Source organism: Cyclobacterium sp. SYSU L10401, from assembly GCF_010993705.1.
Classification (GTDB): Bacteria; Bacteroidota; Bacteroidia; order Cytophagales; family Cyclobacteriaceae; genus Cyclobacterium.
In genome coordinates this window covers 105,306-119,300 of the sequence record NZ_WOFO01000013.1, presented here as the reverse complement: position 1 = coordinate 119,300, position 13,995 = coordinate 105,306, and the positions used below count along the sequence as shown (strand labels likewise).

General features: G+C 47.0%; 10 protein-coding genes. 6 read left to right on the top strand and 4 right to left on the bottom strand.

All coding sequences use genetic code 11. The features are described from left to right. Positions 1-466: 466 nt before the first annotated feature. Together GL182_RS22250 and GL182_RS22245 are read right to left on the bottom strand one after the other, a co-directional pair. Positions 467-1,861 carry a SusD/RagB family nutrient-binding outer membrane lipoprotein gene (locus GL182_RS22250; protein WP_163381998.1) on the bottom strand — a complete coding sequence of 465 codons (1,395 nt, stop codon included), beginning with the start codon at positions 1,859-1,861 and terminating at the stop codon, positions 467-469. Positions 1,862-1,873: 12 nt separating this feature from the next. Next, positions 1,874-4,969: a SusC/RagA family TonB-linked outer membrane protein gene (locus GL182_RS22245; RefSeq protein WP_163381997.1), complete on the bottom strand. Its 3,096-nt coding sequence runs from the start codon at positions 4,967-4,969 to the stop codon at positions 1,874-1,876. A gap of 321 nt (positions 4,970-5,290) precedes the next feature. Here GL182_RS22245 and GL182_RS22240 point away from each other — a divergent pair, with 321 nt between their 5' ends. From GL182_RS22240 to panB, 6 genes are all read left to right on the top strand, one after another. Next, complete coding sequence (locus tag GL182_RS22240; RefSeq protein WP_163381996.1) at positions 5,291-5,779, top strand: cytidine deaminase; 489 nt, start codon at positions 5,291-5,293, stop codon at positions 5,777-5,779. Continuing rightward, positions 5,779-6,426 carry an alpha/beta hydrolase gene (locus GL182_RS22235; RefSeq protein WP_163381995.1) on the top strand — a complete coding sequence of 216 codons (648 nt, stop codon included), beginning with the start codon at positions 5,779-5,781 and terminating at the stop codon, positions 6,424-6,426. Before GL182_RS22240 ends, GL182_RS22235 begins: the two co-directional genes overlap by 1 nt. A gap of 9 nt (positions 6,427-6,435) precedes the next feature. Then, positions 6,436-7,686 (top strand): 3-deoxy-D-manno-octulosonic acid transferase, encoded by a 1,251-nt coding sequence (locus GL182_RS22230; RefSeq protein ID WP_163381994.1) that lies wholly within the window; start codon positions 6,436-6,438, stop codon positions 7,684-7,686. Further along, complete coding sequence (rsgA, locus tag GL182_RS22225) at positions 7,671-8,594, top strand: ribosome small subunit-dependent GTPase A (RefSeq protein ID WP_163381993.1); 924 nt, start codon at positions 7,671-7,673, stop codon at positions 8,592-8,594. Before GL182_RS22230 ends, rsgA begins: the two co-directional genes overlap by 16 nt. Positions 8,595-8,732: 138 nt before the next feature. Further along, positions 8,733-9,236 carry a phosphoribosyltransferase family protein gene (locus GL182_RS22220; protein ID WP_163381992.1) on the top strand — a complete coding sequence of 168 codons (504 nt, stop codon included), beginning with the start codon at positions 8,733-8,735 and terminating at the stop codon, positions 9,234-9,236. Between the two features lies 1 nt (position 9,237). Beyond that, positions 9,238-10,059 carry a 3-methyl-2-oxobutanoate hydroxymethyltransferase gene (panB, locus tag GL182_RS22215; RefSeq protein ID WP_163381991.1) on the top strand — a complete coding sequence of 274 codons (822 nt, stop codon included), beginning with the start codon at positions 9,238-9,240 and terminating at the stop codon, positions 10,057-10,059. Here the strand turns inward: panB and GL182_RS22210 are convergent. Continuing rightward, complete coding sequence (locus tag GL182_RS22210; protein ID WP_240469928.1) at positions 10,053-12,704, bottom strand: PVC-type heme-binding CxxCH protein; 2,652 nt, start codon at positions 12,702-12,704, stop codon at positions 10,053-10,055. The two genes, panB and GL182_RS22210, sit on opposite strands and share 7 nt — an antisense overlap. Positions 12,705-12,902: 198 nt before the next feature. Further along, entirely contained in the window at positions 12,903-13,820 is a 918-nt protein-coding gene (locus GL182_RS22205) for a sugar phosphate isomerase/epimerase family protein (protein WP_163381990.1), read from the bottom strand. Positions 13,821-13,995 lie beyond the last annotated feature (175 nt).

Genomic DNA, 13,995 nt, shown 5'->3' with positions numbered 1-13,995 from the left:
AATTGAAATGGTTGATGATTTTGATGCGCCAATCGAAGATTTTAAGGACTACATGTAGTGGAAAATTTATACCTTTTAGACAAAGCCTAGAATCATACCATCTACAGACTTACGGGTGAATTATCGTACCTGATCATTCTTAGGCATTGCACTATTGCTTCGTGGTCATTGTATTTGTCCATTTTACCCATTTAATTAAATTAGCTAGGCATTTTCAATGCCGGCTTTCTTGGAATGTACCTAATTAAATTGCGTCTTTTAAATAATAGCCAACACAAATGGCCTTTTTGTAAACATTATCAGTTTACACCATCGAAAATAAAAAGGCGAAGTTACAAACCTCGCCCAGCCTATGCTTCCACTGGCTTTCCTCGAACCCTTTGCCCTGCGTACATGGTTGAAAAATAAAAAAGTCTCCCCCAATCCGGAGGAGACTTAAATAAGATATAAGAAGCAGGTTTATGGCTTACTCATCCCACCAGATCCTGTCTAGCAGGGTCACCTCAGGCACATTTTGGCCATTTCTGCTGACTTCATTGTCCGGATAGGGCAATCTGCGGATAAACTGATTGTTTAAGTCTGTATTGAGATTGGCGGGTAAGGTCATGTCTTTATAGCCATAATCAAACCGCCTGGCGTCGTTCCAGGTTTCCGGATGCAGGAATAAGGCCACCCATTTTTCCTTCATGATATCATCCCGGGTCAAGGCACCAGCTCCCATACTTACGGTTGGTTCTGAAAGATAAGCCTCCTTTTCGGACGCAGGAACTTCCAACATGTCCATATGGGCTCCAATTCCGGCCAGATAAGCCGCATAGGCCCGGTTGGGATCGCTGACCAGAGCCGCTTCTGCCTCGATAAATTTTTGCTCTGCATAGGTTGCAATTAAAAGCGGGGAAAGCTCAGAAGTGTAATATTGGCCGGGAATCAGGGTGGACCTGGCGCCTTGTTCCGGGGCATTGCCCCTGCCTGCCCCATTGGGTACGCCGATAAATTCGCCCTCATCGGTGGTCCCTACCATAAGCGCCAATCTTGGATCCATAGCGGGATAGGAGGTACCGTCCAATGCCTCAATAAACTGGGTAGAAATCCATCCACCCAAAAGCAGGTTTTCATTGTTGATGGCCACCTGTGCCCAGGGATTAAACCGTTGTTCAAAGAATTCCACATAGGCATCATCATCATTTCCCTCAAAACCATTGTCTATGGCGGAGAGCACTTCATTGGCATTGACATTTGGGCTATGCAGCATAAACCTGGCTTTGAGTACATTTCCGAATTTAATCCATTTGTCCACATCCCCCTGGAAAATAAAATCGTCATCGCCGATCGAAATGGCCGTGGTTCCCTCCAGGTTTTGAAGTCCCTGATCCAGCAGGCGTAAGACTTCTGCATAAAGCTGTTCGTCATCGTCATATACCGGGGTTACCGCACTGAAATCAAATCCCTCCGAATAGGGCACATCTCCAAAGATATCCACCGTCATCCCCAGATTCAAAGCCATCAGTACCTGACCTGCACCCAGATAATGTCCGGCCTCTGATTCTTCTGCCTGGCTGATCAAATCGGTCAGGTCAGTCATCGCATTGTACAGGTTAAACCAGGTACCGCTGTAATTGAGTGGCTCCATCACATCCGAAGCACTGGCCGGATTGGGAGAAGCCAGGTATTGTACATAATTGGAGGTAATGCTACCGATGCGCTGCACGTTTAGGGCCGTCTCGTAGGTGGCATTGGTCATCAATCCGGTAATCGGAGCATTCTGGGGATTATTGGGATTTTCGTTAACATCCAGAAAGTTTTCACAGGCCGTTGCTGCGAGAAGCAGCAATACACCTAAAATAGTATATATAGATTTCATAATGGCTGAATTTTATAGTCCAAGGTTCAGGTTAAAGAAAACACTTTGTACACCAGGAAATCCCAACCCGGTAAACCCAATGGCGTTTCCACCGGCACCGGCAGAGAATGATTCGGGATCAAAACCGTCCCAGGGGGTGTAGAGGATGATATTGTTGGCGGCTACCGAAACCCTGGCAGTTCTAAAGGGGGTTTTTTCCAGGATGCCTGGGTTCAGGTTATACCCCAGGGTGACGTTTCTCAACTTGATAAAGCTGGCATCTTCCACAAAGTTTTCACTGGTGGTCCGGTAATGGTTTCTCCAATAGCCGGCTCCATAATCCACCCCATCAGGCCCTTCTCCCTGACCCAACCAAACTTCCTGCGTGTTGGGTGACCCGTCCGCAAGCACGCCTTCAAATACCCTGAAATCTTCCCGGGCCTCGGTAAACTCATTTTTTCCAAAGGCCGATAGAAAGTTGTTGTACTGATTGTATTGTTCTACTCCGGTCCTGAAGTCTACCAGAAATGACAGTTCAAATCCTTTGTAATTGAAATCATTTCTAATGCCTCCTATCCATTTGGGTACGGCATTTCCAAGGATCAGTTGGGTTCCGGTTCTCACCGGAAATCCATTGGCACCGATGATTACCGGCAGGCGTCGGTCCAGAAACAGGTTATCTGGATCGGCACCCAACCGCTGATACGAGCTGCCGAAAATATTGCCATAGGCTTCTCCCTCAATCAGCTTCATGGTAACGGTAGACCCTACATAACCAAACTGGCTGCCGACTACAATCTCATCAATGCCCTCCCTGATGGATTTGATCTCATTGTTATTGATGGAAAGGTTGGCACTGATATTCCAGGAAAAATCCTGGTTTTGCACAGGAGTACCTCCCAGGATAAACTCAAATCCGCTGTTTTCGATTTCTCCTGCATTGGTGATATAGGAGGAATAACCGGTAGCATCAGAAATCGGAACCGGAATGATTTGATCCCGGGCATTGGATTTGTAATAGGTGACATCAAAATTGGCCCTGTTGTCCAGGAAGGCTGTTTGCAGGCCGAACTCCAGGGAGGTGGTTTGTTCCGGTCTGAGGTTAGGGTCTCCAAACACCGAATTCCTGGTAAAGCCTACTTGCCCGTTCAAGGGAAATATACTGGGGGAGGCATAGGTAGCCCCCAGTATATGGGGATCGGTATCCTTACCCACCTGTGCCCAGGAAGCCCTTAATTTACCAAAGGTGATCCAGGAAGGAAGCGTCAGGTTTTCGCTGAAGACATACCCGAGGTTTACCGAAGGATAAAAGAAGGAGTTGTTGTCTTTGGGCAAGGTGGAGGATATGTCATTTCTTCCGGTAAGGTTCAGGAAAAGGAAGTTTTTATAGTCCACCATCAGGTCTCCGTAAAAACCTACCAGTCTTCTCAGCCTTTTATCCTGGCCAGCGAAAATCTGCGTGGTATTGTTGAGGTTATAAAACTCCGGAATCACAAAATTTTCTCCCCTGGCCGTGACTTCATCAAATCTCCTTTCAAAAATATCATTCCCCAAGCGAAGGCTGGTATTCCAATCGGTATTGAATTGCTTTTTCAGGGTAATGAAAAAGTTGGACGTAAGGTCTCTGCTATTGATCCGTGTCTCCTCCAAAAGCCCGGTGGAGCTCAATGCCACTTCCCCGTCTATTCCCTTGGGTCCCGGGGTGATTTCCGTACGTGTATCGCTGTAGAAATCATTCCCCAGGCGGTAGGAGAACGAAAGCCAGTCCGTAGGGTGGTAATTGAGGTTGATGTTACCTATGATCCTGTTTACATCATCTTCATAAGTAGCAAACCGGGCATCATAAAGGGGATTGGTATTGCTGTAAGTCCTCATGGTACCGTCCTCATTGATATAATCCCTTACATCGGTGGTCTCGGACCAGTACATCATGCGCTCCATAAACCGGTCATGGGGCACCCTGTTTCCTCCCGTGTTGGAGAAATTGATGGAGCCGGAAAAATCAAATTTTTCACTGGCCTTTACGGATCCTGATAGTTTGGCAGTGGTCCTGTCCCAGGTAGAGAAGGGGATAATGCCTTCCTGAGTAAGGTTTCCAAAGGAGCCATAGAAAGTAGCGACTTCATTTCCTCCGGAGATACTCACACTGTTATCAATCTGCACCCCGGTGTTGAAAGCCCTGTTCCAGTTGTCCTGGTACCGGTGATCGGGAACGGTCTGCTGCACCTCGCTGATGGGAGCACCCCAGGACGGCCAGAAGCTGCTGGGATCGTACTCTCCGCTGAATCCCTGTCCGTATTGATCCTGTAGTTTGGGAAGGCGGTTCAGCTCTTCAAATCCGACCGATCCGTTGTAATTGACCCGGATTTGTCCTTCTTTACCTTTTTTGGTAGTAATGATGACTGCCCCATTGGCCGCCCTTACCCCGTAGAGGGCTGTCGCTGCCGCTCCTTTAAGTACAGACATCGATTCGATATCGTTAGGGTTGACATCGGCCATACGGTTGGAAAGCCCCCTGGGAGTGCCGGAGGATTCGATGGTGGAATTGTCTACAGGCACGCCATCTACCACAAAGAGGGGTTGGTTGTCCGCACCGGGATCCAGGGAATTAATGCCTCGGATAATGATTCGTGCTGACTGACCCGGAGCGCCACCCGAATTGGTGACCTGAACTCCTGCTACCTGTCCCTGAAGCGCATTGACCAGATTGGGCTGCTTCATCTTGGTGATGGCTTCGGAATCGATACTCTGGGCCGCATATCCCAATGATTTTTTCTCCTGCGAGATGCCAAAAGCGGTGACAATAAACTCATCCAGATCTCCAGCTTCAGGGCTTAGGGCAACATTCAGGCTCTGATTGCTGCCTACCTGCTGGGATTGGGAAGCAAAACCTATAAATGAGAAAACCAAAACCGCATCGGGTCCGGGAACATCTATGGAATAATTTCCGTCAATGTCTGAAACCGTTCCGGTAGTGGTACCTTCTATCACTATGCTGACTCCCGGGAGTACTTCTCCATCCTCCGTAGAAGTCACTTTTCCGCTAACAGTCCTTTGCTGGGCCATTAATGGCACTTGCAGCAAAAGCAAACTTATTAGCAACAAACAATAAGTAAAATTTCTATTCATATGTTTATGGTTTAAAGGATGAACAATACTTAATTTACAGGTCTTGATTTTTATGCCGAATTTGAAGGGGATTCTTAAAAGAGCCGAATTTTGAAGCCGTTTTTTAACCCCTAATCTAAGTTTTGAAACTTTTGTATCGGTTTTTGGTTTAAAATATCTTCGAATTAAAAAATTAAGTTAAACATAAAAAAAATAAATTAGTCTAAAACGCCTCAAATATTTTTTAAAATTATAGGGAATGCGTTCGCGCCAAAAAATGAAAATCCAAATATTTTGTGTAGTTTTTGAAATAATGTTAATTGGAGAATTTAAGGATAACGGATGAAAGAAAACCAAAAAATCACCCATACCAACACCTTGCAGGTGATTCCATGGAAAGAGCTGGACCCCATTCGGAAGGATTTGATCCAACTGGCCACCAAAGCGGTTGAATTGGCCTATGCTCCCTATTCCAATTTCAGGGTTGGAGCGGCTGTTGTTTTGGAAAATGGCCAAACCTTTTGGGCTAACAACCAGGAAAACATCTGTTTCCCGGTGGGGGTATGCGCAGAGCGGCTTTTGCTGGGATATACCCATGCCAACCACCCCGATTTGAGACCAGACATCCTGGCCATAGTAGCCCAGAAGTCCGACAACAGTGGATTGGCCACTGTCACGCCCTGTGGCCTTTGCAGACAGAGCATCAGCGAATATGAAATGAAGTTTAAAAAGCCCATAGAAATACTGATGTACCGGCCAGATGGAACGGTACTGCAGGCCAATGGCGTAGAGGTATTATTGCCTTTCAAATTTGAAGACCTGAACCAATAATGGTCCGTCAGCATCTTAGTTACGAACAACAGCACTTGTATTACCTGAGCCATCAGCCTACCGGAGTGGAAAAGGAACTGTGGCTGGTTTTTCATGGTTACGGGCAACTGGGAAATTTTTTTCTCAGGAAGTTTTCTGCTCTTTTTGATCCTAAAACCCTGATAGTAGCTCCTGAGGGGCTCAACCGTTTTTACCTGCAAGGTTTTTCCGGCCGGGTGGGTGCCAACTGGATGACCAAACACGAGCGGGAGGCTGATATGGCCAATGCCAACAGCTACCTCAATGCCCTAATCAAAAGCCTGAAAAAGCAACTTCCTGACCTCCAACGCATCCATTTGCTGGGTTTTTCTCAGGGAGCTGCTACCATGAGCCGCTGGATATGCCAGGCAGGTCTACTGCCAGATAAGGTAGTTTTCTGGGCTGGGGCTCCCGCACATGACCTGGATCCAAAATTATTTCAAAGCAGCCTGGTAAACAGCAGGGTAATTGCAGCTTTGGGGGACGAAGACCCTTTTATGAAAACCGAAAATTTTCAGGAGCAAATGAAACAATTTACAGCTGCAGGTATCACACAGTTACAAATCAAATATTATCCGGGTGGGCATGAACTGGAACCCGGATTGCTCAAAGAGATATTTTTGATGTAATTTTGCCCCATGAAGATTTTATATCATCTCGGGATGTTGCTGATGGATGGGCTGATGAAGCTGGGCAGCCGTTGGTCTCCCAAGTTGAAAAAGGGAGTACAAGGCAGGGTCGGTTTATTTGAAAGACTGGAAGGGTTTAGAAAAAAACACCCCAGCCCCCTGGTTTGGTTTCACGTGGCATCCCTGGGAGAATACGAGCAAGCAAAGCCTTTAATCTCCGCTTTTAAGGAGAAATTTCCCTTTTGGGCAGTGGCGGTTTCTTTTTTCAGCCCTTCAGGCTATGAACAGGTGATCAAAAAAAAGCAATTGTGGGTAGATTACATCACTTATATTCCCACGGATACTCCTTTCCATGCCAAAAGGTTTGTGAAAATCCTGTCTCCGGATATGGCCATTTTTATCAAATATGACCTTTGGGCCAATCATTTGGACGAACTGAAAAAACAGGACATTCCTCTCTTTCTGGCGGCAGCTGCCTTTAGGAAGGAACAGGTGTTTTTTCAGTGGTATGGTGGCTTTTTCCGGCGCAGGCTTTTTAATTTTGACCAAGTTTTTACGCAGAACAAAGCCTCAAAAGACCTATTGGAAAGCATCAATTATAACCAGGTTAGTATCACGGGAGATCCTAGATTTGATAATGTAGCCCGGATCAGTGCGCAGCCGAAGTCTTTTCCGGAGATCAAACAGGGGATAACGGCTCCCCTGATGGTGCTGGGCAGCGTTTGGCAGGAAGACATGGACCTGCTGATTCCCTGGATCAACCAGTCGGAGAATATGCAATTTATCCTTGCCCCGCATGACATACATGGGCCTACCATCAGGCGATGGGAGAATTCCATTGAGAAGCCATGCGTCAGGTATTCGGAATATATTCAGAACCAAACCGGCTGGAAGGTATTGATCATCGATAACATTGGCATGTTGTCCTCCCTCTATCAGTTTGGCCAGTGGGCCTATGTGGGAGGTGCATTTGGAAGGGGTCTCCACAATATTCTTGAACCCCTGGCTTTTGGCATCCCGGTATTGTTTGGAGAATTGAAGCAGGTGTCCAGGTTTCCGGAAGCAGGGATCAGCGAAGCAAATGGCTGTGGGTTTCCGGTAAAAGACAAAGAAATGCTGGCTGAAACCATGGCCCGATTAAAGCTCCCGGCAGCCTATCAAGAGGCCTGTAAGGCTGCGAAAAGTCTGCTCCATGCCAATTTGGGCAGTGCCGCCAGGACCATAGACACCATTAAGGAAAAAACATGGAAGGAAGGGTAATCAAAACTACTGGCTCCTGGTATGAGGTGCAAACCGATCAGGGCCTGCTAAAAGCCCGGCTTAGGGGAAAGTTCAAGCAGGACGAACTCAAACTCACCAATCCCATTGCGGTGGGAGACTATGTCAGTTTGCAAAAGGAAAAGGATCAGGAGACTGCAGTAATCAGTGAAATCCTTCCCCGTGAAAACTACATCATCAGAAAATCTACCCGAAAGCAGCACTTTTCGCATATTCTCGCTTCCAACGTGGACCAGGCTTACCTGGTCGTGACGGTGCGCCAACCCAGAACCTCCCTTGGTTTTATTGACCGGTTTTTGGTAAGTACGGAAAGCTTCAGAATTCCTGCCAGCATCATCATCAATAAATCGGATGAGATCATCAAGGAAAAGGACAAGGAATATGCAGCGCTGATAAAGGAAATTTATGAGCCTTTGGGCTATCCGGTAATTCTGATTTCAGCACTTTATGATAAGGAAATGGTTTTGGCCCTGGGTTCGCAATTGGAAGGTAAGACCACACTGTTAACCGGACATTCCGGAGTGGGCAAATCTACCCTGCTCAACCGATTGGTACCTGCTGCCAGACAAACCACCCAGCCAATATCCAAATCCACTTCGAAGGGTACCCATACCACCACCTTTGCCGAAATGTTTCGCTTTGGCAAGGATGGATACATCGTGGATACGCCCGGCATCAAAGAATTTGGCATATTGGATATTGGTGATGAAGAGCTCTCCCATTACTTTGTGGAATTGAGAAAATACCTGGGCCAATGCAAGTACAATAATTGCCAGCATGTCAATGAGCCGGGATGCAAGGTTTTGGAGGTGCTGGAGCAGGGGTACATCCACCCCTATCGCTATGATAGCTACCTGAAGATATTGTATGAAGAGGATGACCACCGCTAGTTTTCCGGAGATCCTGTGGAGGCAGCCGTAAATCCTGAGTGTAAAAAATCAGCAATCCTTTGAAATCAGTTTCTTTTAAAGTAATTTTCTTTTTTATTCCATCCGGATACATCTTCGGGTTAAAATCCTATTTGTCCCATGAGTGAAACAAAAACCCTGGTGCTGAACCACAAGCAAATCCAACAAAAAATCGTGCGGATAGCCTACGAAATTTATGAACGCAATGTGGGAGAAAAAGGATTGGTTTTTGCCGGACTGACAGGCATGGGACTTGTCCTGGCAGAATTGATAGCTGAAAAGCTGAGCGAAATAGCTCCCATAAAAGTGGACCTGATTGCCGTGACCCTGGATAAATCGAATCCTCAAATTGGAGAGGTAACCCTGTCGGATAAGGGACCCTTTAATGGAAAATGCATCATCATTGTGGATGATGTGCTCAACACGGGTAAAACACTTGCCTATGCAATGGTTCCCTTTTTGGAAGAAAATGTCAAACAAATAGAAGTGGCCGTACTGGTGAACAGAAGTCACAAGTTATTTCCCGTATCCCCGGACTACACCGGATTCGAACTGGCTACTACCCTTAGCGAACACATTACCGTAGATTTAAATCCTGAAGCCTCCACCGTCCACCTGCACTGATATGTCTGTACACCAATCTACCCACCTGAAACGGATCACCACGCATATCCTTCAGGAGATGAAAAAGCGGAAAGAAAAGATCTCCATGCTTACCGCCTATGATTTCTCCATGGCCGGAATCGTAGATGGGGCGGGCATTGATATGATATTGGTGGGCGACTCGGCTTCCAATGTCATGGCTGGGCACGAAACCACCCTGCCCATTACCCTGGACCAAATGATTTACCATGCTACTTCGGTAGTGCGTGCAGTGGAACGGGCATTGGTAGTAGTGGACATCCCTTTTGGATCCTATCAGGGCAACAGTTCTGAAGCCCTTCGATCAGCTATCCGGATCATGAAAGAGTCCGGTGCGCATGCCGTTAAGGTGGAAGGTGGAGGAGAGATCAGGGAATCGGTGGTACGTATTCTCAGTGCCGGCGTTCCTGTGATGGGCCATTTGGGTCTTACTCCCCAATCCATTTATAAATTTGGTACCTATACCGTCAGGGCCAAAGAGAAAGATGAGGCCAACAAATTGCTGGAGGATGCCAAAATCCTTGAAGAATGCGGCTGTTTTGCCCTGGTCCTGGAAAAGATTCCTGCCAAGCTGGCCAAAAAAGTGGCCGAGCAGGTGGCGATTCCAGTAATCGGAATTGGCGCCGGCCCGGATGTAGACGGACAGGTGCTGGTATTGCATGATATGCTGGGCATCACCCAGGAATTTCAGCCCAGGTTTCTCAGACAATATGCAGATATACGCAGCACCATGCACGAGGCCGTCAGCAATTACATCAAAGATGTAAAAGCAAAAGATTTTCCCAACGAAAAGGAGAGCTATTGACTTTCCAGAAAAGCCAACAAATCCTTCAAGTCCTGATTGCTTAGCCGCTGCTCCAAACCTGCCGGCATTAATGAGCGATCGGCCATGCCATATGCCTCAATGTCCGCCTTCTTTAACTGTATAAATCCTTCCGCCTGGGTATACAACTTGACATCATCATATCCTACATCTATTTGGCGGCCATCATATCGGGTACCATCTTTCATTTCAATGAACCAGCCCTGCCATTCCGGACTCATTTCTTCGGATGGCAAAAGGATGGAACTGATCAAACTTTTTCTATTCTTCGATTTGCCTACATTGCTCAGGTCTGGACCCAGGTCCCCACCACGGCCTCCGACCACATGGCAGGTAGCACATAGGGAGCTGCTGGAGTAAAAAACCCTCCTGCCCCGGTCCGGGTCGGCAGGACCAGCCAGCAGAGATACCCACTCGTCCAATTCCTCAGGATCAGGTCGTTTGCCGGTATCCTGTGACAAGGCCAGCATCAGCTGTTGTCGCAGGCCTTCACTGTCACAACTGCTGCCATCATTCAAGACCCGCTCCATGGCTAGCTTTACGGCTTCTTCTCCACTTTTGGCCCGAAGATACCTTGCCGCAGCTATGGCCAGGTTTTCATTGGAAACCTCCAATAATGGAATTACCTCTTTCCAAACCTCCTGAGGCTGCCGGGAGAGTGCTGACAAGGCCTCTGCCCGTAGATTGACGGGTTTATTTGTTGATAAACTGACCTGAAGCAGTGCGTCAGCCACTTCCGGATCAGGTACATTGGCCAGGGTCTGGATAATTTCCAATTGCAGGTCTTCCGCTGCTTCCTGGGATAAAAATTCCAGCAGAAGTTCCTTCTGATCGGCCGGATCTTCGAGATACCGAAGGGCATAGGCTCTCATTTGAGATGGATTGGAGGGATCACTGACTATTCCAGCAATGAATTCATCCGGCAATTTTAAAGGGATCCGCTTGGAGATTTCTTCCTCTTTATTTTGGTAAGCCTGCTGGAATTGTGGTTCCAGTAGTTTTACCGTTTCCAGATAGGTTTCGAACAATTGGGTCGTAAAGTCTCCGGCCGTAAGGGCCCGCTCCAGGTTTTCCCTTTCGGATGCCAGTCCATGACTGCCGATCCAGATCAGTGCCATTCTTCTTATTTCTGGATCAGGATCTTCTAAAAATTGCGGGGCCAGGGCGGCTTCCCTGGGATGATCAGAATGCCGGAGTGCCAAAAGTGCGCCCAACCTTACATCAGCTGATGCGTCCTGTATGGCCTGTTCCAGTTTTTCCCTGTGCTCACTACTACTTAAGGCCATCACCGCAGCATGTCTTACATAGGGATCATCGGAATGCAGGTTTCTGAAATGCTGATCAAAATTAGTCGGGTCGGAAAGCAATTGGTTTAAACGCTTCACCTTTTCGTTGGCTATAGGGGGCTCGTACAGGCTTCTTTGTGCCAAACGCTCTGTATTTTCTTTTGCTGAAAGTTTCCATATTTTACCCTTCCCGTGATTGGGATATACCCTTTCCACCCAATCGGTAAAAAAGATATTGCCCTTACTGTCAGCAGCAAAAGCCACCGGTCTGAAGTCCTCGCCCCCTTGTAAAATCACCTCGGTGGACCCGGTCAGAGAAAGCCCCTTTTCTTCCAGGGCAATCCGGACGATGCTGCTCTCTTCCCAGATGGAGCAAAGGATTTGGTCATCATAATCTTGAGGTAGTCTGGCCAGGTTGGCATTGAGGAGTCCTGACGGTGATTCACCCAAAGGAACAGCATAGGGTAGGGTTCCGGGCAATTCTCCATTCCAGGCCAGGTAAGGGTGGATACCGCTTCCGCCAAACAGCGATTGGTAGCCAAAGTCGGAGCCTTTTACCGCATGAACCAGCCGGTTGGGGCCACGGCTGTCCGGATCATTGTCGGCTACCAGCAAGCGACCGTAGTTATCAAACTTCAGGTCAAAGGGATTCCAGTATCCCGTAGAAAATATTTCCAGTTCCGTTCCATCCGTTTTGGCACGAATGATATTGCCGCCATCTCCATAACCCGACACTTCCTTGCCATCACTGCCCTGAAAAATCCAATGGGCTGCTCCGGTATTTCCCCTGCCGATGTACATCCAGCCTTCGTTGTCAAAGGTAATACTCAAGATCGCCGCATGGGCGTAAACCTGTTCGGGTTTGGTAAAAGCCATTAGTTTTTCGCTTCTTTCGCTGAATCCATCCCCATCTTCATCATAAAATTTCCACACCTCTTTAGAGGTAACCGCATACAAATGTCCTTTCGGAGAAAAAGCGATATTCAAACCCTCAAATAATCCTTCTGCAAAGACAGACTCCTTGTCCCAGGTCCCGTCTCCATTGCTGTCTTCATATACTTTAATGATATCATGGTCCGGACCCTGGTAGTCTTTAGGTGGCAGATGGGTATGGGATTCCAAGACATATACCCTGTCTTTTTCATCCACGGCAATACCAATAGGCGTGACAATTTCCGGATCCTGCTTCATCAGGGTCAATTCCAGCCGCTCGTCCAAAATGGTAACGCCGTCCACTACCATGGGCTCATTTTTTACCTTACTGTTTTCACAGGAGAAAATAACAGGTACCCATAAAATGAAAAATGCAACTAGGAACAGGTCTGGTTTTTTTAAATGCATAACGGAGTACTTTGTTCTTTTGGAAGTGCTTTGATTGCTATTTGAAATTCGGAAACCTGTCAGGTTTTTTTGGTTTTCAACCAATAATAAACGTTGAGAAGATTAAACCCGACAGGTTTTACGCTTTCTTATTTTTTTGACAGGATTTTATTCATTAAAACGCAACTAGTGTTGACGGATGATGGTAAAAAGCAATCACTATTTCTGGTATTTTTCGAATAATTGGTAAGCACGCGTGAGGTCTTTTACCAGGGTAGTTTCATCCAGGGGAGGGGCCATTTCGACCAGCAGGTAGCCTTCATAACCATGGTCTAGCATTTTCTGAATCACCCCATCGTTGTCGGTTACTCCTTCCCCAAAATTGACCACCTTATGAACACCCATTTTCTCCGTATCTTTGATGTCAATGTGCAGGATTTTTTCATGAAATTTATCCACCACCTCCATCAGGTCCACGTTGGAACCATTGAAGTGCGCATTGTCCATACACATCCCTACATGGGTGGAATTGATGGCATCAAATATTTTCTCATAATCCTCAATGAATTCGATGTTGTTATTGGCATGGTTTTCCAGCAGGAGCAGTACATCCATTTCTTCTGCTGCGGGGGCCAGTTCACGCACGATTTCCACCACGGCTTCGGGACCTCCAGCTTTCCCCCGGCCTGCTCCGGTGCATTTGACCCGGCGGCAACCGAGTTTTTTTGCCGCTTCCATCAGCCACAGTTTATGGGCAACATCCTTTACGATGTTTCCTTCTGCCCCAAAGGAACTGCCCTGCACACAGATGGGGGTCAATCCATGTTCGTAGCAGCGTTGCTGTATGCTGCCAATGCCCGAAGGGGTAAGGTTACGGCCATACCAGCAGTTGAACTCTACATTTTTAAAAGGGAGTTGGGGAATGATTTCAAAGGCATTTTCAAAGTTTTCGTCCCCAAAACCGTCACAGGTAATGGTGGCAATGGCCAATTCCACTTTTTTTGATTGGCTTGTTGAATGCCGGGAATTTGCCAGCGGTGCTGCCTGAAAAGATGCCAGGCCTGCTACTCCCAGACCCGCTTTTTTAAGAAAATTACGCCGGTCATGCGTCGAATCCTGAAGGTTTAAGTGTTTCATGATCTACTTTTTATCGTCTCCTAAAGTACTAAAAATTCAAATCAGGAGGAGTATTTTGCAGCATAAATCCTTCATGGTCTATTATTTTGGGTTAATTGAAAGCAGGCTCAAGCCACTAGCTCACTCCTACTTGACTGGGTGTAATTACATCCCTTTTATCGTTTTTATTTAAGTC

Excerpts from the sequence above, each read along its gene's own strand:
- GL182_RS22240 (WP_163381996.1), top strand. The coding sequence starts at position 5,291 with ATGAAAGAAAACCAAAAAATCACCCATACCAACACCTTGCAGGTGATT.
- panB (WP_163381991.1), top strand. The coding sequence starts at position 9,238 with ATGTCTGTACACCAATCTACCCACCTGAAACGGATCACCACGCATATC.
- GL182_RS22210 (WP_240469928.1), bottom strand. The coding sequence starts at position 12,704 with ATGCATTTAAAAAAACCAGACCTGTTCCTAGTTGCATTTTTCATTTTA.
- GL182_RS22205 (WP_163381990.1), bottom strand. The coding sequence starts at position 13,820 with ATGAAACACTTAAACCTTCAGGATTCGACGCATGACCGGCGTAATTTT.
- GL182_RS22245 (WP_163381997.1), bottom strand. The coding sequence starts at position 4,969 with ATGAATAGAAATTTTACTTATTGTTTGTTGCTAATAAGTTTGCTTTTG.
- GL182_RS22230 (WP_163381994.1), top strand. The coding sequence starts at position 6,436 with ATGAAGATTTTATATCATCTCGGGATGTTGCTGATGGATGGGCTGATG.
- rsgA (WP_163381993.1), top strand. The coding sequence starts at position 7,671 with ATGGAAGGAAGGGTAATCAAAACTACTGGCTCCTGGTATGAGGTGCAA.
- GL182_RS22220 (WP_163381992.1), top strand. The coding sequence starts at position 8,733 with ATGAGTGAAACAAAAACCCTGGTGCTGAACCACAAGCAAATCCAACAA.
- GL182_RS22250 (WP_163381998.1), bottom strand. The coding sequence starts at position 1,861 with ATGAAATCTATATATACTATTTTAGGTGTATTGCTGCTTCTCGCAGCA.
- GL182_RS22235 (WP_163381995.1), top strand. The coding sequence starts at position 5,779 with ATGGTCCGTCAGCATCTTAGTTACGAACAACAGCACTTGTATTACCTG.